Consider the following 18,559-nt stretch of genomic DNA (forward strand, 5'->3'; position numbering starts at 1 on the left):
CTCAAGCGGCCCCCGAGCCCCGCGTCACGTCAACCCCGTTGGCTTTCGCCGCGTGACGCGTTATGGACTGCGCACCCCCGCTAGCATTCGGATAAAAGCTCATGACCAATCCCGTCACCGTCGAAGTCACCCGCGGCTTGCTCGTCGAAAGTCGCCATCGCGGCGCGGCGGCTGTTGTCGATGGCGATGGCACGCTTGTCTTCTCATTGGGCGATATCGAGGCCGCGATCTTCCCGCGCTCGTCCTGCAAGGCGATGCAGGCGCTGCCGCTGATCGAGAGTGGTGCGGCCGATGCCTATGGCTTCGGCGACAAGGAATTGGCGCTGGCCTGCGCCTCGCATAATGGCGAGGACGAGCATGTGGCGCTGGCCGCTTCCATGCTGTCGCGCGCCGGCCGTGATGCTGAAGCGCTGGAATGCGGCGCCCACTGGTCGTCCCATCAGAAGACCCTGATCCATCAGGCCCGCACGCTCGAGGCTCCGAACGCGCTGCACAACAATTGCTCGGGAAAACATGCCGGCTTCATCTGCGCCTGCTGTCATCGGGACCTCGATCCGAAGGGCTATGTCGGCTATCAGCACCCGCTGCAGGTCGAGATCCGCGCGGCGATGGAAAGCCTGACAGGCGCCGTGCTTGGCGCCGACAGCTGCGGCACCGACGGCTGCTCGATCCCGACCTATGCCGTGCCGCTGCGCAGCCTTGCCCATGGTTTTGCCAAAATGGCGACCGGCACCGGCCTCGAACCCCTGCGCGCCAAGGCATCCCGCCGGCTGATCGAGGCCTGCATGGCCGAGCCCTTCTATGTCGCCGGTTCCGGCCGCGCCTGCACGGCGTTGATGCAGATCGCCCCCGGCCGCATCTTCTGCAAAACAGGTGCTGAGGGCGTCTTCTGCGCCGCGATCCCCGAAAAGGGCATCGCCATCGCGCTCAAATGCGAGGATGGCACGACCCGCGCCGCCGAAGCCATGGTGGCGGCGACGCTCGCCCGTTTCTTCGAGACGGAAGACGAGGTGCATGCGGCCCTGATGGCCCATGCCGCAACGCCGATGCGCAATTGGAACGGCATCCATGTCGGTGATGTCAGGATCACCTCCGCCTTGGCCGGATGAGTCGAGCTTTCGTACATAAGTTATTAGAAAAATAAGAATTACCTAATATAAAGAGGTACGTCCTGCGATCGCGGATGCACCCTTTCGCGGCGACGTGAGCACAGTCCTGGAAGCCGTGAGGGCAGGGCATGTTTGCAGGCCGCTATCTCTGGTGGATGCTGATGGGTATCGGCATCTTCATGTTCGCCGCGCTGAGCCTCGATTATATCACCTGGCTCACGATCCAGCTGTCCGGCTGCGGTGATATGGCCGGCGCCTGCGAGCCGGCCCTCCGGCTGATATCGGGCGTGCTCAAACCCGCCTGCATCTGGACCGCGATCGGCGTGCTCTTCATGGCGACGCTGCTCCGTCTTCACGCTCTCTCGCTCATCTGGTTCTGGGGGCCGATCGTCGCCATCTGGTTCGTCGCTTCCACGCCGATCCTGCTCTTCCTGGCGGCGGATGCGGCGGCGCTGACGCAACCCGCCACCCTGGCCGCACTGCCCGTCGCCTTCCTGTTTCTGGCGGCTTTCGCAGCCTATCTCATGTTTGCCCTCGAGGACGGTGACATGCTGCCGCTTGCAGCCTCGGTGCCGTTGCGCCTCACACTCCGCCTGACGGCGGTCTACGGCGCGCTTGCCGGCGCAGCCTTCATGCCGGAACTGTCGCGGATCGCCGGGACCCTGCTCGACATGCCGGCACTTTCCGTCATCATCGCGCTGGCGCAGCCCTATCTGCAGACGGTGCTCACCCTTGGAACCGGCAGCATGGCGCCGGCCTATGCCGTGTTGGCGGCCTTCATCGCGGCCCTTGCCGCAAGTCTCTTGCCGCATGCTGCAGCACCGCAGCCCTCCCGCAGCACCATCATGCTGCGGCGATCGCGCCGTTGAGATCGCGATAGGGTTTCAGCTGTTCGGCCGTCATCTCCATGGGCACGATCAGCCCCGCCACCTCGGAAATACCAAGCACCGGGCAGGGCGAGACGAGGTCGAACTTCTCCTCGGTCAGCAGCACATGCGTTTCGGCCGCGCAGCGGGCGATATGCCGCTTGATCGCCGCTTCCTCGAAATCGCCGGTGGAAAGCCCGTGTACCGGATGCGCCGCCGTCACCCCGAGGAAGAAGAGATCGGGGCGAAGCTGCGAGATTGCTGCCGCCGCTGCCGCTCCCGTCGCCACCATCGAATGTTTGTAGAGCCGTCCGCCGGTGAGGATCACCTCGGCTGTCGGGTGGTGTTCCAGCTCGGCGGCGATCGTCGGGCTGTGGGTCGCAACCGTCAGCGGCATGTCGCGCGGCAAATGCCTGGCGATCTCCGCCGTCGTCGTGCCGCCGTCGAGGAAGATCATCTGACCGGGCTTGACCATCGCCGCCGCCGCCGCCCCCAGCCGCGCCTTGATCTGTGACGAGACGCTGCGCCGCGCGGTGAAATCAGGCAGATCAGGCGCCAGCGGCATCGCCCCGCCATGCACCCGTTTCAACAGCCCCTCTGCCGCCATTTCCCGGAGGTCGCGCCGGATCGTGTCTTCCGAAAGCGCGAAATCCTCGGCGACGCGTTTGGCGATCACCTGACCGTCACGGCGCAGGATGTCGAGAATGAGGGTCTTGCGTTGCGTTGTCAGCATCGTCTCTCTGCACGAAATTAAACAGGATAGCCCGATATTGCACGAAGTGACTCGACATTCAAGAAATATCGTGCATTTTCAAGAAATCCCGTGCATGAGGCCGGGAGTGCTCACGCATAAAGCGGAGCGAAGGAGTGGATCATGTTGATTTTGATTGCCGGGCCCTATCGGTCCGGAACGGGCGACGACCCGGAAAAGATGGCTGCCAACCTGAAGCGGCTGGAAGCGCCTTCGCACGCGCTGTTTCAGGCCGGCCACGTGCCGATGATCGGCGAATGGGTGGCCCTGCCGATCTGGCACGCCGCCGGCGGCAGGTCGGTCGGCGATGCGCTCTACGAAGAGATCTTCCACCCGGTCGCCGGCCGGCTGCTGCAGCTCTGCGAGGGCGTACTGCGCCTGCCGGGCGATTCCAAGGGAGCGGACAACGACGTCCGCATCGCCCGGGAACGCGGCATCCCGGTCTGGCACCGCCTGGAAGACGTGCCGGGCTGCGGCTGAGCGGATTGCTGCGCCTGCGATTTGCCCTTCGCTTACGCTCAGCGCATTCGCGGCTTTGCCGCTCACCCCCTCATCTGCCTGCCGACATCTTCTCCCCGCTGGGGAGAAGCGGACTCGTGGCGGCGCCTCGCTCCTCTGAAGCGTTGTAATGGAGAAGAGGGCGCCCGGCTTGCGCCCTCTTCTCCCCAGCGGGGAGAAGAGGGCCCGAAGGGTCGGATGAGGGGGCCACACGGCACATCTGTTATGTCCTTACACTGGACGCACCCACCCTTGTCCCGATGGAGGATCAAAACCCAGTCTCCCCAGTTCCGGCGCACCGACCGCTACGCTATAACCCTTGCCGAAAGGGAGTCGAGAACCATGCTGACATTGTATTACGCGCCGGGAACCTGCGCGCTCGCAAGCCTTATTGCCCTGGAAGAATCCGGCCTGGCCTTCGAAGTAAAGAAGATCAGCCTCCGCGATGGCGATCAGCGTTCGCCGGACTATCTGAAGATCAACCCGAAGGGCCGGGTGCCGGCACTGGTCACTGATTATGGCGTGCTGACGGAAACGCCGGCGATCCTGGCCTATATCGCCCAGAGCGCGCCGGCCGCCAAGCTGGCGCCGCATGACGATGCCTTCGAATTTGCCAGGCTCCAGTCCTTCAACAGCTATATCTGCTCGACCGTGCATGTGAACCATGCCCATCGCCCGCGCGGCTCGCGCTGGGCCGACGAGCCGGCGGCAATCGAGGCGATGAAGGCCAAGGTGCCTGAGAATATGGCCGCTTGTTTCACGCTGATCGAGCAGACGATGTTTGAAGGCCCATGGGTGATGGGTGAAGCCTATTCGCTCGCCGATCCCTATCTCTTCGTCATGACGGACTGGCTGCCGTCGGACGGCGTCGATCCCGCCCGCTTCGAAAAGGCGAGCGACCACCACGCCCGCATGCTGCAGCGCCCCGCCGTCCAGCGGGCGCTGGCCTACGACCGGGGCTGATCGTTAAACCCGGCGGCAAGCTTCTTCGGCGCCCGGAACAGCCAGGCGCCGATCAGCCGCAGCCGCAATTCCGCGTCGCCGATCACCGCGGCGCGTACCGGCAGATGCGGCCAGCCGACATAATGATCGGTTTGAAAATAGACGTCAGGCGCCATCTCCAGCAGGTGATCCTTGTCGTCGAGCGAAATCGAGATCACGATCGTCTCGGCGTTCTTCACCGCCACAAAACTCTTGCCGCCGACCTTCAGCGCCGGATTGCCATAGGAGGTACTCTCCTCGATATCAGGCAGGCCGGCTTCCGCCGCCAGCCGTTTCAGGCGTTGGAAGATCGCATCGACGTCGTCGGCCATTGCTCCGCCCTTTCGGTTAGGGCGAACCTACCATATCTTCACGCGCATTTCGCCAGCGGCGGTTTGGCCTCTTTGGGAAAGCCGGTCGGCATCCCGAGCGGCAGATCGGCGATTTCGCGCATCGACATACGCTCGACCTCGGGATGCCGGAGCGGATCATCCTTCCAGGTGGGGATAATTTCTGCGCTTCTCGCGGGAAGGGCAGGTCTCAAGAAAAACTTCAGCAACGACATGGCAGGCCTCGCTTTCTTCGGTGGCCTAGAAGGATGATTGCAAAGTGGCCTCCGCCTGCTGAGCTATCTTATCCGTCTCACGCACTGTGTTTGAATGGATTGCCTATGCTTCCAATGTCGGCCTCGACAGGCAGATTTTCAATTGAGATTAATGCGGCCGCGCTATAGAAAAACTATATGAAGAACTTGAATATGGTCCATCTCAACGGCCTGCGCGCCCTGGAGGCCGTCGGCCGTCTCGGCTCGCTCCAGGCCGCCGCCGACGAACTCGGCGTCTCGGTTGGCGCCGTCAGCCAGCAGGTCATCAAGGCCGAAGCCCAACTTGGTCAGGTGATCTTCGAGCGCACCGCCAGGGGCATGATCGCCACGGAAGCCGGCCGGCCGGTGCTCCTGGCGCTCGACGAGGGTTTTGCCCGTCTTTCGGCAGCGGTGTCGATCGCGAGCCGCAAGGACGATACGATCCTGACAATCTCGGTGGCGCCGGTTTTCGCCGCCCGCTGGCTCGTCTACCGGCTGGATCGCTTCGCCGAGCGTCATCCCGACATCAAGCTGCGGCTGGATGCGACGACCAATCTCGTCAATCCGGCCCTTTGCGATGTCGATATCGGCATCCGCGTCGGTAACGGCAAATGGCCGGATGTGAAGGCCGAACTGCTCCTGGCACAGGAGGTCTTTCCCGTCTGTTCCCCGGATATGGCCGCAACATTGAAAGAGCCCGCCGATATCCTCCAACTACCTGCCATCATCGATGGCCATGCCATGTTCACCTGGGAGGTCTGGATGCGCGAGGTCGGACTATCAGGTGCCACGCTTTCGACCCGCCACGTCTTCAACGATGCCTCGCTCTGCCTCGATGCGGCGATTGCAGGCCAGGGCGTCATGCTCGCCTGGCAGACCCTTGCCGCTTTTGCGCTCGCCGAAGGCCGGCTCGCAGCGCCCTTCGGCATTCGTGCGCCGACCGGCTTCGGTCATTACTTCGTCACCGCCGAAGGCACGCGCGAGCCGAAGAAGGTGAAGGATTTCAAGGCCTGGATCCGTGAGGAAATGGCCGGCACGCTCACGCTCTTCCAGTAGCCCTCAAACCTCGATCGGCTCCCTACCGCGGGTCGCCTGCATCGCCTTATAGGCCGGGCGGGACTGGCAGCGCTCGATCCAGGCTTTGATATTCGGATGCGCATCGAACAGCGCCTCTTCGGTCTGGGCGTAGCGCAGCACCTCGGCGATGTTGAGATCGGCGACGGTAAAGCGGTCACCGACGATCCATTGCCGGCCGGCGAGGTGGCCTTCGAGAACCGCCAGTGGCCTGCGTAGCGAGCGGCAGGCAACCGCGATCGTCTGTTGGCCACCTTCGCTGTTTTCGAGCCCGTTATCATAGCTGAGTACGATCTTCACCGTATGCGGCTCGACCTCCGCAGCCGCCCAGACCGTCCACATCGTCAGCAATCCGTCTTCCTCGACGGTTTGGCCGGAAAGCTGCCCGCCATGTCTACGGGCGAGGTAAAGATTGATCGCCAGCGACTCGTGCATCACGAGGTCGCCGTCCCGAATGCTGGGGATCTGCGCCATCGGGTTGACGGCAATGAATTCCGGCGAATGCGTGTTGAGCGGCGCATCCTCAGATAGCGGATCTGCCAGCCGCCTTGCCTGCAGCACCGGCACCGAGCGGAATTCGACCCCAAGCTCCTCCGCCATCCAATAGACGCGTGAAGCGCGCGACCGATAGACCCCGTAGATTGTCAGCATGTCCATATCCCCTCGATGTGTCCGAGAGACCGTAAATGCCGGATCGGCGTGGGAAAAGTCCTGGTGGCTGATGGGATGATGAAAGCTTTTGATGGCCCTCAGGAGATACGGTTTCTCTCGACGGTCAGCTGCGCATAGGGCGAGCCGCCGCCCGCCATCTCGCCGGACACCTTCTTCTCCCATTGGAAGCCTAAAACCGCGCCTTCGGCGGTCTCCTGGAAGATGTTGTCGGTGATGACGGCGGTGCCGGCGCCATCGGCGACCGAGACGGCGCATCCCACAGGCGCCTTGCGCACCACATTGCCTGTCACAACGACGTTGCGCAGATACGGACCCCAGCCGATTTGCAGCCCCCAGCGCGGCGCTCCCTCGATCACATTGCCTGAAATCAGCGTGTCGGCCTCTGCCGCGATGCCGATGCCGAAGCCGACCTCGTGCTGGTAGGGGCCGCGCAGCGTCAGGTTGCGCACGACATTGCCGGTGACGCTCGCCAGCCGGCCGCCCTCGTCGAAATTGGCGATCGAGATACCGTTCGCGGCCCCGTCGATCATGTTGGCGGAAACGACGGCGCCCTCGAAGGCGAATTCGACATAGATCGCCGTCTCGCCGGATCGCCGGCACTGGTTGTTGCTGATCTGGATGTCCGAGGCCGAATTGGCGCGGATCGCCGTAAACGCGCAGTCGGAGATGTGGTTATTCACAACCATCACCCCGTCGGCACGGAAGATATTGATGCCGTTGCCGTTTTCGCCGGTGCCGCCGTCATTGGCGCGGATGTTGGAGATGCGGTTGCCGGATATAACCGTGCCGTCCTCCGCCTTCTTCCAGCGGTGCACCAGGATGCCGCCATTGCCGCAATCCGAGACCGTGTTGCCGGTGACCGAAAGGTTTGCCGATTCCACCGCGTAAAGCCCGGATTGGGCGGCCCCCGAAATGCGGCTGCGCTCGATCCGCCCGCCACAGCGCTCCAGCTGCAGGCCGTGTTTGCGGCTGCCGCCGATCTCGCAATTGTCGATCAGCACCTCGTCGACGCCGGTAAATTGCAACAGCCCGCCGGCATAGTCGCCAAGCCAGCGGTTGCCGCCATCGATGACGAGATTGGAAAGCTCGATCCGCCGCACGTTCTCGGCCGAAAACAGGTGGCCGTCGCCGGTATAGACGATCCGCGAGGCGCCGGGTACGCCTGATATGCGCGTATTGTCGGGCAGGGTGAGATTGGAAATCCGGTAGGTACCGGGCGGCAGGAACACCGGCACGTTCTCGCGCGCCGCCTGTTTGATCATCTGCTCAAGGTTGCGGGTCTTGCGGTCGCCGCTTTCGGGAGTGGCGCGATATTCCACCGCGTCGATCGCCCCGCGCAGATCGGGCTGAGCGGCTGCCGTCGGCGGCGAGGCGAGGGCACGTGATGTCCCTCCCGCAACGGCCGAAGCGGCAAGAAAGAAAAGCATGTCGCGGCGTGAGGGCATCCGGGGATCACTTGTCATAACGCGCCCGTAGCAGGAAACGTGCCAAGCCCGCATGTATTCTTTTGGCGCAAGCTTGGCAAAGGCGGGCAAAATTGCAGTGGCGGTCGCGGGCGACGGCAGGATATCGCCGCTTATATTGTCGTCTTGTTCACCCTTTCATTTAAGCAAGCCGAAGGAAATGAGGACTACTTTTAAGGGAATTTCTATGATGACGGATGCGGGATACGGCCTTCGGCCGGCGGGGAGAATGGCGGCATGCACGAACCGAGTGCCAGGCGATGGGAATCAGCTGATGCCCTGACGGCCGAAACGCGGCGTATCGTCGCCGCGACGGAGGCAATGATGGCATCGACCGCCCACCACCTATCCGAGGGTATCGAGAACCTCCGCCTCAAGGAAATCGTCCACGAGCTTCCGGATTTTCTCTACGTCAAGGATCGTGACAGCCGCTTCGTCTTTGCCAATGCCGTCACCGCCAGCAGCCTTGGCCTGGAGAGCGCTGCGCTAATCACCGGCAAGCGCGATTTCGACCTGTTCGATTTCGAGACGGCGCTCCACCATTTCGATATCGAGCAGCAGATCATGACGACGGGCGAAGCCCGCATCGACATGGAGGAATCCTACGTCCATCCCGGCAGCAGAAGACCGATATGCCGACTGACCTCGAAGATACCGCTGCGCAACGATCGCGGCGAAATTGTCGGCCTGATCGGTGTTTCCCGTGATATCACCGAACGCAAACGCCAGGAGGATCTGCATCGCGGCCAGGCGAGCCTGCTCGAAATGATTGCCCGCAACGAGCCGTTGCCGATGATCCTCGAGGCGCTCGTGCTGATGATCGAGGCGCAGCTGACCGGGATCGACGGATCGGTGCTGCTGCTCGACAGCGAGGGCACCAGACTCTATCACGGCGCCTCTCCCAATCTGCCCGGCGGCTACAGCCGCCTCATCGATGGTGTCACGATCGGTCCCAAGGTCGGCTCCTGCGGCACCGCCGCGTGGCGCGGTCAGACCGTGATCGTTGAGGACGTGATGAGCGATCCGCTCTGGGAGGATTTTCGCGCCTTGATTGCCCCGTTCGGCTTCCGCTCCTGCTGGTCGACGCCGATCGCCACATCGCAGAACAATGTGCTCGGCACGTTCGCGCTCTATTCCAGGGAAGTCCGCCGCCCCACCGAGCACGAGATGACGCTGGTGGCGCTCGCCACCCATATCGCCGGCATCGCCATCGAGCGCAAGCGCGTCGACGACCGCATTCATTTCATGGCCCATCATGACGATCTGACGGGCCTGCCGAACCGCGCCTTCCTGAAGGAGCGGCTGGCGAGTATCCTCGACCAGGCCCGGCGCAACAACCGCAAGGTGACCGTCGCCTATATCGATCTCGACAATTTCAAGGACATCAATGACGGCCGCGGCCACGCCGCCGGCGACGAGGTGCTGAAGGAGATCGCTGCCCGCATGGCCAATAGCGTCAGGGCGTCTGACATGGTGGTGCGTCTCGGCGGCGACGAATTCCTCGTGGTGCTCGTCCACCAGTCGAGCCACGATGCCGGCATCACGCGCCGCCTTCGCGAACTGCAGAAGGCGATCAACCGGCCGATCCGCGGCGCGGACGGCGAGATCACCGTCACCTCGAGCATCGGCGTTGCCGCCTTCCCCTTCGATGGCGCAACCTCACAAGAGCTTCTCGCCAATGCCGACCGCGCCATGTACCGCGCCAAGGAACTCGGCCGCAACACATTGCAACATCACGATGGCGGCAGCACGCCTGTCGGAATGCCGCTCGGCGAGCACGAGGAATTGCACCAGGCGATCACCGGCGACCAGCTGTTCCTGCAATATCAGCCGCAGGTCGATGTCGCCACCGGCCGCATCACCGGGCTCGAGGCGCTGGTCCGCTGGAACCATCCGGCCAAGGGCAGGGTGCCGCCGGTCAATTTCATTCCGCTCGCCGAAGAGACCGGCCTGATCGTCCCCCTCGGTCTCTGGGTGCTGAACGAGGCCTGCCGCCAGGCGCGCAACTGGCAGGATATGGGCCTGACACCGCTGACGATCGCCGTCAACGTCTCCGCCAAGCAGTTCGCCGACCCGGATTTCGCAACCCATGTCACCGAAGCGCTCGAACGCCACCGCCTGCAGTCGCGGTGGCTGGAGCTGGAGGTCACCGAAAGCGTGGTGATGCACGATGCCGAACGCGCGCTCGCCATGATGGAATCTCTGCGGGCGCTGGGTGTTCGCCTGGCGATCGACGATTTCGGCTCCGGCTATTCCAGCCTGGCGGCGCTGAAGACCTTCCCCTTCGATCGCCTGAAGATGGACCGTTCGCTGGTCGAGGCCCTGCCGGGCGACAAGACCGCCGTCGCTATCGCCTCGGCCGTCATCTCGTTGGCGCAGACGCTGAAGCTTTCGGTTCTCGCCGAGGGTGTCGAAACCGACGCCCAGATGGATTTCCTGCGCCAGGCGCGTTGCGAGGAGGCGCAAGGCTACCGCTTCTCGAAACCCGTCTCCCCGGAGGAGATCCCGGCATTGCTGCGGGCGCGGAGCCTCTAGTGCATGTCGCCCAAAAGTGTGCAGCGGTTTTGGGAGAACGACATGCACAAAAGGAAACATTGAAAGACGCCGCATCGATCAGGTCGATGCGGCGTCTTTCAAGCTCTATTTCGCAAGCTTGCCGATCGCCTCGATCTCGTTCGTCCATATGCCCGCCGCATAGTTTGGCGGCAGCCGCGCCAGTTGCGAGGGGTCGTCGATGCCGGTGGAAAAATCGCTGCCGCGATAGGGGCCGAGCACGAAGACCTCGGTTCCGGCATCCGCCATCCGGTTGAGAAAACGGTCCGGCCAGCCCCAGAGCCACGGCGCGATATTGATCGGCACCAGCATCATCGCATGTTTGCATTCGTCCGGCAGCAGGCCGGTCCAGCCATAGCCGATATAGCCGAACAGGCAGCCCTTCAGGCTCTTGCGCGAGGCGGTCTTGATATCGGGTGCCGTCCGGCGCAGCACGTCGATCGGCTCGTCACCGCCATAGACGATGATCTCGGCCCGTCTTTCCCGGGAAAGTCCGTTGAGCACGGCGGCGAGCTTTTCGCCCTCGGAAGGATCGCGGCTCTTGACGTTGATGAGGAAGCGCCGATCCGGAAAAGTCGACAGCACCTCGGCAAGGGTCGGCATCATGCCGACGCCCCGGCCGCGGAAGGGAAAGGTCTTGCCGCCATCGGCGGTATAGCCATAGCCGATGTCCAGCCTCTTCATGTCAGCCATCGAATGCTCGCGGGTAACGCCATGCCCGTCGGTGCGGCAGTCGAGCGTCCAGTCGTGAAAAACCGCAAACTGCCCGTCCGTTGTCGGATGTACGTCGATCTCGACGATATCGGCGCCCGTCGCAAAACCTGCCTGCATCGATGGGATGGTGTTTTCCAGATAATCGTGTTTCGGCGGCAGCATGCGGCTTGCCGTGCAGGTGTCGTTCTTGAGATCGGTTTCGTCGAAGCGCTGGGCGATGCCGCGATGGGCGAGCAGCACCGGTTTTCCCTGCCGATGTTCGGCAAGCAGGCTGGTATTGTTGAGGTAGATGCCCGCCGCGGCGACGGCGATTGCCGCCGCACAATAGAAAAACTTCCTGCCCAATGCCGATCCCCCTGGTTGCATCGCAAGGGCTAGAAAGCGATTCTGGTTGTTCTTGGGCTGTTTTCCGGCTTTTCTATGCCATCGGGTCTATTCGCCGACGGGAGCCTCATCGCTATGGAACCACAAGACGACGAGCTCATCCATTTCGAATCGCATGGTGCCGCCCCGTTGCCGCCGGCAGCAGTCGAAGGGCATGTCGCGCGTGATGGTGCCCGCATCTGGTATGCGTCCTACGGCGCAGGTCCCCCCGTCATTCTGCTGCATGGCGGCCTTGGTCACAGCGGCAACTGGGGCTATCAGGTCCCGGCACTGTTGCGCCGCGGCCGCCGCGTCGTGCTGATCGACAGCCGTGGCCATGGAAGAAGCACCCGCGATGCCCGTCCCTATAGCTATGAGCTGATGGCCTCTGACGTGCTCGCCGTCATGGACGCACTGCATCTCGACAAGGCGGCCGTCGTCGGCTGGAGCGACGGCGCCTGCATCGCCCTGATTCTTGCCATGACGGCGCCCTCACGTGTCGAGGGGGTCTTCTTTTTCGCCTGCAACATGGATCCGAGCGGCACGCTGGAATTTATTCCGAGCCCAGTCATCGACCGATGTTTCAGCCGGCACGCCAAGGACTATGCCGCATTGTCCACCACGCCGGATGATTTTAATCCATTCGTCGAGGCGGTCAGCCTGATGATGCGGACGGAGCCGAATTATCAGGCCGCCGACTTGGCGCTGATCCGGGTGCCGGTTGCAATCGTCCTCGGCGAGCACGACGAATTCATCAAGCCCGACCATGCCGAATATCTTGCCCGCAGCATTCCGAACGCTGAGATGATCTATCTCAAAGGCGTCAGTCATTTCGCGCCGCTGCAGCGGCCGGGTGAGTTTGATGTCGCTGTGGTCAACTTCCTCGACGGGATAGGGTCATGACATTGCAGTCGTTGAGCCACGCTCCATTCCATAGTCCCTTCTTCCCGCCCTCTGGCCTCGCGTCCATTTCCCGCTATCTCTCGTTTTATGAGACCTGATGCGCTGCTTTATCCCGCCCCGGAGGGGCTCTATTGCCCGGAAGGCGGATTCTATGTCGATCCGGTGCGGCCGGTCGAGCAGGCGCTCGTCACCCATGGCCATTCGGATCATGCCCGCCCGGGCCATGTGAACGTGCTTGCCACCCGCCAGACGCTGGACATCATGCGCCTGCGTTACGGCGAGGGTTTTTGCGCCAGCGAGCAGGCTGCAGCCTTCGGCAAGGAACTGCTGGTCAACGGCGTCAAGGTGAGCTTTCATCCGGCCGGCCATGTGCTCGGTTCCGCTCAGATCGCCATCGAAAAGAACGGCACCCGCATCGTCGTCTCCGGCGACTACAAGCGCCGCCCCGATCCGACCTGCGCCGCCTATGTGCCGGTTGCCTGCGATGTCTTCATCACCGAGGCGACCTTCGGCCTGCCGGTCTTCCATCATCCCGATCCGATGGAGGAGATAGCCAAGCTGCTGGCGTCGCTGCGGCAATTTCCCGAGCGCACCCATCTCGTCGGCGCCTATGCGCTTGGCAAGGCCCAGCGCGTCATCCGGCTGCTGCGCGATGCCGGTTATGCCGAACCGATCTATATCCATGGCGCCATGGAAAAACTCTGCGACTATTACATCGAGCAGGGCATCGATCTCGGCGAGCTGCTGCCGGCGACGATCGAAAGCCGCGACAAGTCCGCCTTCAAGGGTGCAGTCGTCATCGGCCCGTCATCGGCCTTCGCCGATCGCTGGGCCCGGCGCTTCAACGAGCCGCTGCCGGCCTTCGCCTCCGGCTGGATGATGGTGCGCCAGCGCGCCAAACAGCTCGGCGTCGAACTGCCGCTCGTCATCTCCGATCATTGCGACTGGCCGGAACTGACCGAAACCATCCGGGAATTGCACCCGGCCGAGGTCTGGGTGACGCATGGCCGCGAGGAGGCCTTGGTGCGCTGGTGCCAATTGCAGGGCATCAAGGCGAAACCGCTCCATCTGGTGGGTTATGAGGATGAGGGGGATTGAGGATGGAGTTTGTCGCTGAAAACCCCTCCCCAACCCCTCCCCACAAGGGGGAGGGGCTAAGCCGTTGCACCGCCTCGCAAACCAACAAGCCGGCCACATGCTCTGCGCTGGACGATGAATGCGGCGATGGCCGCTCATTAAGTCCCTCCCCCTTGTGGGGAGGGGTTGGGGAGGGGGTTTTTCCACAAGCCATTGGGAAGTGGCTTTCCTCCCGAGTCGGGAGGCGCCCATGAAAGCCTTCGCCGACCTCCTCGACCGCCTGGTGCTCACCCCCAGCCGCAACGGCAAGCTGAAGCTGCTGACCGACTATTTCCGCGACACGCCCGACCCCGATCGCGGTTACGGCCTTGCCGCCATCGCCGGCACGCTGGAGGTGCGTAACGTCAAGCCCGCCATGCTGCGCGAGCTGGTGCTGGAGCGCATGGACGAGGTGCTGTTCCGCTATTCCTACGATTATGTCGGCGATCTCGCCGAAACCATCTCGCTTGTCTGGGACAATGAGAGGGATATCGACCGTTCGGCGCTTGCCCAGCCGCGGCTTGGCGAGGTCGTCACCGGCATGAATGCGCTCGGCCGCACAGAAGTGCGCAGCTTCGTCCGTGACCTGCTCGACCGGCTGGATTCGTCCGGTCGTTTCGCCTTCATCAAACTGGCGACCGGCGCCATGCGCATCGGCGTTTCCGCCCGCCTTGCCAAGCAGGCGCTCGCCGATCTCGGCAACAGGGACGTCACCGAGATCGAAACCCTCTGGCACGGTCTGCAGCCGCCCTATGAGACGCTGTTTGAATGGCTGGCGAATGGCGGTGAAAAACCGGTGCTGGCCACCCCGGCGATCTTCCACTCCGTCATGCTCGCCAATGCGGTAGAGGAGGGCGATCTTACCGGCCTTGATCCGGCCGACTACGCCGCCGAATGGAAATGGGACGGCATCCGCGTCCAGCTCTCCCGCTCCGGCGACAGGCGAAAGATCTATTCCCGCTCCGGCGACGACATTTCAGGCGCCTTTCCCGACATTCTCGACGCGATCAGTTTTTCCGGCGTCGTCGACGGCGAGCTGCTGGTCGGCGGCACCGCCCGCTCCAACAGCCCGACCCGAACCTTCTCCGACCTGCAACAGCGCCTGAACCGCAAGACGGTGACGGCGAAGATGCTCGGCGACTATCCCGCCTTCATCCGCACCTATGACCTGCTCTTCGACGACGACGAGGATGTTCGCGGCCGCTCCTATATCGATCGCCGCGACCGGCTGACCGAGATCATCGACCGCGCCCCCCATGACCGTTTCGACCTCTCGCCGCTCGTGCCGTTCTCGTCGTGGGAAGAGCTCGACGCCCTGCGCGCCGCGCCGCCCGATCCGGTCATCGAAGGCGTGATGATCAAGCGCCGCGACAGCGTCTATCAGGCCGGCCGCATGAAGGGCCCCTGGTTCAAGTGGAAGCGCAACCCCTATAATGTCGATGCGGTGCTGATGTATGCGCAGCGCGGCCATGGCAAGCGCTCCAGCTACTATTCCGATTTCACCTTCGGCGTCTGGGCCGATGACGAGGACGGCGAACAGCTCGTGCCCGTCGGCAAGGCCTATTTCGGCTTCACCGATGCCGAGCTCGAGGTGCTCGACAAATTCGTGCGCAACAATACCACCGAGCGTTTCGGCCCGGTGCGCGCCGTGCGCGCCGACAGGGATTTTGGCTTCGTCGTCGAAGTGGCCTTCGAGGGCATCAACCGCTCGACCCGGCACAAATCGGGGGTTGCCATGCGTTTCCCCCGCATCGCCCGCCTTCGCCCCGACAAGCCCTCCTACGAGGCAGACCGGCTACGCACGCTGATCGCCATGATCGACGCCAAACCGGAATGAGGTTGCATGCCCTGCGCAACAATGACGCAGGGCAATATTTTCAACATCATGTGTATTGGCGGCAACGATCTTCCGGTGCAGATTTTGCATGCCGGGGAAATGATGGGTGCGTTATGAGCTCGCTTGAACAAAATTCCTTTTTCCGTCAACGCCGTGCCGTTCTGGCAGGTCTTGCCGGTGCACTCGTCTTGCCGCGCATGGCAGCCGCGTTTGATGTCCCGGACGAGCCGCGCCTCGCCAAGCGCGACTATGCCAAGGTCCGCCACCATTTCCGCACCAAGCTGCTGCAGAAGGGCCCGGCGCCCGACAAATACGAACCGCTGAATGCGCCTGCCGATGCCGACAAGATCTTCTACCGCTCCGGCTATGGCGAGCTGGAACTGGTAGCCTGGGTTTCCAAATACAAGCGCGAGCGCGCCGCCAAACCGGCCGTGCTCTTCCTGCACGGCGGCAATGCCATGGGTATCGGCCACTGGCAGCTGATGAAGCCCTATATGGATGCCGGTTATGTCGTGATGATGCCGTCGCTGCGCGGCGAAAATGGCCAGATGGGCAATTTCTCCGGTTTTTACGACGAGGTCGACGACGTGCTCGCCGCCACCGAGCGCCTGGCGCATCTGCCGGGTGTTGATCCCGAGCGGCTGTTCATCGCCGGCCACAGCATCGGCGGCACGCTGACCATGCTGACGGCGATGACCACCCACAAATTCCGCGCCGCTGCGCCGATTTCGGGCAACCCCGATGCCTTCCGCTTCTTCAACCGCTATCCGCAGGATATCCGCTTCGACGACAGCAATGCGCACGAATTCGAGGTGCGTTCGGCGCTGTGCTACGCCCACAGCTTCAAATGTCCGGTCCGTGTCGTCCACGGTACGGAGGAGCCGCATTTCAACGACCGCGCCGATCTGCTTGCCCGCCGCGCCCGCGGCGCCGGCGTTCAGATCGAGACTGAAACCGTCGCCGGTAATCACACCTCGGCGCTGCCGACCGAGATCGAACAGAGCATCCGCTTCTTCCACGGGGTGGCGGCCTGAGTTTTGCGGCCGCTTCAAATAAAGGGCGATCGGCCCTATATTGCTGGAATGACGACGAACGCAGAGAGCATGATTGTGCCGAACGACTTCCCCGAGCTGAAATCGCTCGTCTGGAATCGCGATCCCGCGCGCGCCATGCCTGCCTGCGAGGCCTTCGCGCTTTATGAACGAAACTGGCGTTTCGTCGATACTGGCAGGCTGACTGAGCGGGAGGTGCAACTGATCCGCGATCTTGCTGCCACTTATGGCAACGGCGTCCTGCTCGTTTCCTGATTTTCCGTTTCTTTATCCGTTGTTTTGAGTGCAATTCCAGCAAAAGTGCTGAGCGGTTTTGCGTTCGGAATTGCGTAAAAACAAAAGATTAGAGCGGTTCTGCGCTTCCGTGAAACGTTGAACCGCTCTAGGCTTGGCGGAAATCGGGTGGCCATCATGGAATTCAGACGTCCGGAACATCGCACCATCGCTGCAGCCCTTCGTCTGATGGAGGCCGATTTTCTTCTGGCCAACAAGTGTTGGTTTGGGGGCGGAACTGCCATTGTCATGCATCTCGACGAATACCGGCTGTCGCTCGATGTCGATTTTCTCTGTGCGGATGGCGAGGGATATCGCGTCGTGCGTATGGCGGCGGTCGAAAGCGGAGTAGGGGCCTTTTTCGAAAAGCCGGTCGCCGCGCTCAGGGACTTCAGGACAGACCAATATGGCATCCGCACGGCCCTTACCCTCGAAGGGCAGCCGATTCGCTTTGAAATCGTGCGTGAGGCCAGGATTGCTCTTGAAGGTACTCTCGATCCACGGCTGAGCGTTCCCATGCTTTCGTTGCCTGATATGTTCGCCGAAAAACTGCTCGCCAATGCTGACCGCTGCCAGGACAAGGCCGTTGCTTATCGTGATGCTATCGATCTCGGTATGCTTCTCACCCGCTACGTGGAAATTCCAGCTGTCGCTGTTCTCAAGGCGACGGAAGCTTATGGGCAGGACATTGAGCGCAAGATCGTTTGGGTCCTCGCCAGACTTGAGGACGAGACCGAATTGAGAGATGCCGCAAGCGTTCTGCAGATGGACGGCGACCTTGCAGTGCGGGCGATCGCCGCGCTTCGCGGCGAAGCGCGGCGGCTCTGGTCGTCTTAGCGCCTGCCTTTCCCACCCCAACGCCAGCCTCGCGCCAGCCGCGGATGCCATCGTCGCGGCAGATGTCGTTGTCTGCCGATCGTTGATAAGGGTGGTTCCATGAATTTTCTGCGCCGGGTCTTCCCGATTGCCGGGCTCGTGATTGCAGTTGCGTCGCTGAGCGGCTGCAACATCCTCATCCCCGATGTCGCCGCCGATTCGCCCGCCCGTTTCGTCCAGGAGACCTCGCCGGTCTTCTATCAGCCGCCCGGTGTCGATCCGCGCCGGGTGCGGCCGATCCCCGATCAGCCGGTGCCGCAGACGCGCGAGCTCTACAAGACCCAGTTCCACCAGACCTATGGCCTGCCGGTGACCAATCCGGTGCATATGGCGATGTATGGTGAGCTTCGCGATGCGGATTTCACCCTGCCGGCGATCCCGGTCAGCCGCGTGCAGCCGCAGTTCCTGCGCCAGCAGGTCGATTATCAGACGACCGAGCGTCCCGGCACCGTGGTCGTCGATACCAAGGCGCATTTCCTCTATTTCGTCGAGGGTAACGGCAAGGCGATGCGCTATGGCGTCGGCCTCGGCCGCGACGGTTACGCCTGGTCGGGCCGCGGCGTCATCCAGTGGAAACAGAAATGGCCGCGCTGGACGCCGTCGGTCGAAATGGTTTCGCGCCAGCCTGAGGTTCGTCCCTTTGGGGCGGAGAATGGCGGCATGAATCCGGGGCTGATGAACCCGCTCGGCGCGCGCGCCATGTATATCTTCAAGGACGGGCAGGATACGCTCTACCGCGTCCACGGCACGCCCGACTGGCAGTCGATCGGCAAGGCCACATCGTCGGGCTGCGTGCGCATGCTGAACCAGGACGTCGTCGATCTTTACGACCGCGTTCCTGCCAAGGCCGAGATCGTTGTGATGTAGCGCTGCAA

Annotated in this window: 19 protein-coding genes; 13 read left to right on the forward strand and 6 right to left on the reverse strand. The window is 62.7% G+C overall.

Annotation, left to right across the window (positions count from 1 at the left end; all coding sequences use genetic code 11):
• The first annotated feature begins 101 nt into the window (after nt 1–101).
• Together ELH03_RS04550 and ELH03_RS04555 are read left to right on the forward strand one after the other, a co-directional pair.
• Nucleotides 102–1,109, forward strand: a complete 1,008-nt coding sequence (locus tag ELH03_RS04550) for an asparaginase (RefSeq protein WP_128411613.1) — start codon at nt 102–104, stop codon at nt 1,107–1,109.
• A gap of 128 nt (nt 1,110–1,237) precedes the next feature.
• Nucleotides 1,238–1,978 carry a hypothetical protein gene (locus ELH03_RS04555; RefSeq protein ID WP_128411614.1) on the forward strand — a complete coding sequence of 247 codons (741 nt, stop codon included), beginning with the start codon at nt 1,238–1,240 and terminating at the stop codon, nt 1,976–1,978.
• Here the strand turns inward: ELH03_RS04555 and ELH03_RS04560 are convergent.
• Complete coding sequence (locus ELH03_RS04560) at nt 1,953–2,708, reverse strand: DeoR/GlpR family DNA-binding transcription regulator (protein WP_128402241.1); 756 nt, start codon at nt 2,706–2,708, stop codon at nt 1,953–1,955. The genes ELH03_RS04555 and ELH03_RS04560 overlap by 26 nt on opposite strands.
• Before the next feature lie 141 nt (nt 2,709–2,849).
• Between ELH03_RS04560 and ELH03_RS04565 the strand changes: the two genes are divergently transcribed.
• Together ELH03_RS04565 and ELH03_RS04570 are read left to right on the forward strand one after the other, a co-directional pair.
• Complete coding sequence (locus ELH03_RS04565) at nt 2,850–3,206, forward strand: hypothetical protein (protein WP_012756560.1); 357 nt, start codon at nt 2,850–2,852, stop codon at nt 3,204–3,206.
• 360 nt (nt 3,207–3,566) lie between these two features.
• Nucleotides 3,567–4,187 carry a glutathione S-transferase family protein gene (locus ELH03_RS04570; protein WP_130658574.1) on the forward strand — a complete coding sequence of 207 codons (621 nt, stop codon included), beginning with the start codon at nt 3,567–3,569 and terminating at the stop codon, nt 4,185–4,187.
• Here the strand turns inward: ELH03_RS04570 and ELH03_RS04575 are convergent.
• Nucleotides 4,172–4,537, reverse strand: coding sequence for an MmcQ/YjbR family DNA-binding protein (locus ELH03_RS04575; protein WP_128402243.1), 366 nt, complete (start codon nt 4,535–4,537; stop codon nt 4,172–4,174). The two genes, ELH03_RS04570 and ELH03_RS04575, sit on opposite strands and share 16 nt — an antisense overlap.
• Nucleotides 4,538–4,575: 38 nt before the next feature.
• Nucleotides 4,576–4,770, reverse strand: a complete 195-nt coding sequence (locus ELH03_RS04580) for a hypothetical protein (protein WP_128402244.1) — start codon at nt 4,768–4,770, stop codon at nt 4,576–4,578.
• 177 nt (nt 4,771–4,947) lie between these two features.
• On the opposite strand from ELH03_RS04580, the gene ELH03_RS04585 reads away from it, so the two are divergent.
• Nucleotides 4,948–5,844: a LysR substrate-binding domain-containing protein gene (locus ELH03_RS04585; protein WP_128402245.1), complete on the forward strand. Its 897-nt coding sequence runs from the start codon at nt 4,948–4,950 to the stop codon at nt 5,842–5,844.
• A 3-nt stretch (nt 5,845–5,847) separates the two neighbouring features.
• On the opposite strand, the gene ELH03_RS04590 is transcribed toward ELH03_RS04585, so the two are convergent.
• Together ELH03_RS04590 and ELH03_RS04595 are read right to left on the reverse strand one after the other, a co-directional pair.
• The gene (locus ELH03_RS04590) at nt 5,848–6,513 is read right to left on the reverse strand and encodes a glutathione S-transferase family protein (RefSeq protein ID WP_128402246.1); all 666 of its coding nucleotides are present in this window, start codon (nt 6,511–6,513) and stop codon (nt 5,848–5,850) included.
• A gap of 98 nt (nt 6,514–6,611) precedes the next feature.
• Complete coding sequence (locus tag ELH03_RS04595; RefSeq protein ID WP_128402330.1) at nt 6,612–7,979, reverse strand: TIGR03808 family TAT-translocated repetitive protein; 1,368 nt, start codon at nt 7,977–7,979, stop codon at nt 6,612–6,614.
• Nucleotides 7,980–8,234: 255 nt separating this feature from the next.
• Between ELH03_RS04595 and ELH03_RS04600 the strand changes: the two genes are divergently transcribed.
• On the forward strand, nt 8,235–10,532 hold the full coding sequence (locus ELH03_RS04600; protein ID WP_128402247.1) for a sensor domain-containing protein: 2,298 nt from the start codon (nt 8,235–8,237) through the stop codon (nt 10,530–10,532).
• Nucleotides 10,533–10,637: 105 nt separating this feature from the next.
• On the opposite strand, the gene ELH03_RS04605 is transcribed toward ELH03_RS04600, so the two are convergent.
• Nucleotides 10,638–11,609 (reverse strand): glycerophosphodiester phosphodiesterase family protein, encoded by a 972-nt coding sequence (locus ELH03_RS04605; RefSeq protein ID WP_128402248.1) that lies wholly within the window; start codon nt 11,607–11,609, stop codon nt 10,638–10,640.
• A gap of 114 nt (nt 11,610–11,723) precedes the next feature.
• On the opposite strand from ELH03_RS04605, the gene ELH03_RS04610 reads away from it, so the two are divergent.
• From ELH03_RS04610 to ELH03_RS04640, 7 genes are all read left to right on the forward strand, one after another.
• Nucleotides 11,724–12,530: an alpha/beta fold hydrolase gene (locus tag ELH03_RS04610; protein WP_130766089.1), complete on the forward strand. Its 807-nt coding sequence runs from the start codon at nt 11,724–11,726 to the stop codon at nt 12,528–12,530.
• Nucleotides 12,531–12,617: 87 nt separating this feature from the next.
• Nucleotides 12,618–13,628: a ligase-associated DNA damage response exonuclease gene (locus ELH03_RS04615; RefSeq protein ID WP_128402250.1), complete on the forward strand. Its 1,011-nt coding sequence runs from the start codon at nt 12,618–12,620 to the stop codon at nt 13,626–13,628.
• A 229-nt stretch (nt 13,629–13,857) separates the two neighbouring features.
• Nucleotides 13,858–15,483 carry a cisplatin damage response ATP-dependent DNA ligase gene (locus ELH03_RS04620; protein ID WP_130766090.1) on the forward strand — a complete coding sequence of 542 codons (1,626 nt, stop codon included), beginning with the start codon at nt 13,858–13,860 and terminating at the stop codon, nt 15,481–15,483.
• Nucleotides 15,484–15,596: 113 nt separating this feature from the next.
• Entirely contained in the window at nt 15,597–16,517 is a 921-nt protein-coding gene (locus ELH03_RS04625) for an alpha/beta hydrolase family protein (RefSeq protein ID WP_128402252.1), read from the forward strand.
• Between the two features lie 48 nt (nt 16,518–16,565).
• The gene (locus ELH03_RS04630) at nt 16,566–16,790 is read left to right on the forward strand and encodes a hypothetical protein (protein WP_105005385.1); all 225 of its coding nucleotides are present in this window, start codon (nt 16,566–16,568) and stop codon (nt 16,788–16,790) included.
• A gap of 156 nt (nt 16,791–16,946) precedes the next feature.
• Nucleotides 16,947–17,645 (forward strand): nucleotidyl transferase AbiEii/AbiGii toxin family protein, encoded by a 699-nt coding sequence (locus ELH03_RS04635; RefSeq protein ID WP_128402331.1) that lies wholly within the window; start codon nt 16,947–16,949, stop codon nt 17,643–17,645.
• Between the two features lie 99 nt (nt 17,646–17,744).
• The gene (locus ELH03_RS04640) at nt 17,745–18,551 is read left to right on the forward strand and encodes a L,D-transpeptidase (protein ID WP_112906296.1); all 807 of its coding nucleotides are present in this window, start codon (nt 17,745–17,747) and stop codon (nt 18,549–18,551) included.
• Nucleotides 18,552–18,559 lie beyond the last annotated feature (8 nt).

Origin of the sequence: Rhizobium beringeri, assembly GCF_004306515.1 — a bacterium.
Taxonomy (GTDB): Bacteria; Pseudomonadota; Alphaproteobacteria; order Rhizobiales; family Rhizobiaceae; genus Rhizobium; species Rhizobium beringeri.

Coding starts and splice junctions, on each gene's coding strand:
- ELH03_RS04635 (WP_128402331.1), top strand. CDS start 16,947: ATGGAATTCAGACGTCCGGAACATCGCACCATCGCTGCAGCCCTTCGT.
- ELH03_RS04600 (WP_128402247.1), top strand. CDS start 8,235: ATGCACGAACCGAGTGCCAGGCGATGGGAATCAGCTGATGCCCTGACG.
- ELH03_RS04620 (WP_130766090.1), top strand. CDS start 13,858: ATGAAAGCCTTCGCCGACCTCCTCGACCGCCTGGTGCTCACCCCCAGC.
- ELH03_RS04585 (WP_128402245.1), top strand. CDS start 4,948: ATGAAGAACTTGAATATGGTCCATCTCAACGGCCTGCGCGCCCTGGAG.
- ELH03_RS04610 (WP_130766089.1), top strand. CDS start 11,724: ATGGAACCACAAGACGACGAGCTCATCCATTTCGAATCGCATGGTGCC.
- ELH03_RS04575 (WP_128402243.1), bottom strand. CDS start 4,537: ATGGCCGACGACGTCGATGCGATCTTCCAACGCCTGAAACGGCTGGCG.
- ELH03_RS04625 (WP_128402252.1), top strand. CDS start 15,597: ATGAGCTCGCTTGAACAAAATTCCTTTTTCCGTCAACGCCGTGCCGTT.
- ELH03_RS04595 (WP_128402330.1), bottom strand. CDS start 7,979: ATGCCCTCACGCCGCGACATGCTTTTCTTTCTTGCCGCTTCGGCCGTT.
- ELH03_RS04555 (WP_128411614.1), top strand. CDS start 1,238: ATGTTTGCAGGCCGCTATCTCTGGTGGATGCTGATGGGTATCGGCATC.
- ELH03_RS04630 (WP_105005385.1), top strand. CDS start 16,566: ATGACGACGAACGCAGAGAGCATGATTGTGCCGAACGACTTCCCCGAG.
- ELH03_RS04550 (WP_128411613.1), top strand. CDS start 102: ATGACCAATCCCGTCACCGTCGAAGTCACCCGCGGCTTGCTCGTCGAA.
- ELH03_RS04560 (WP_128402241.1), bottom strand. CDS start 2,708: ATGCTGACAACGCAACGCAAGACCCTCATTCTCGACATCCTGCGCCGT.
- ELH03_RS04640 (WP_112906296.1), top strand. CDS start 17,745: ATGAATTTTCTGCGCCGGGTCTTCCCGATTGCCGGGCTCGTGATTGCA.
- ELH03_RS04580 (WP_128402244.1), bottom strand. CDS start 4,770: ATGTCGTTGCTGAAGTTTTTCTTGAGACCTGCCCTTCCCGCGAGAAGC.
- ELH03_RS04615 (WP_128402250.1), top strand. CDS start 12,618: ATGAGACCTGATGCGCTGCTTTATCCCGCCCCGGAGGGGCTCTATTGC.
- ELH03_RS04570 (WP_130658574.1), top strand. CDS start 3,567: ATGCTGACATTGTATTACGCGCCGGGAACCTGCGCGCTCGCAAGCCTT.
- ELH03_RS04565 (WP_012756560.1), top strand. CDS start 2,850: ATGTTGATTTTGATTGCCGGGCCCTATCGGTCCGGAACGGGCGACGAC.
- ELH03_RS04590 (WP_128402246.1), bottom strand. CDS start 6,513: ATGCTGACAATCTACGGGGTCTATCGGTCGCGCGCTTCACGCGTCTAT.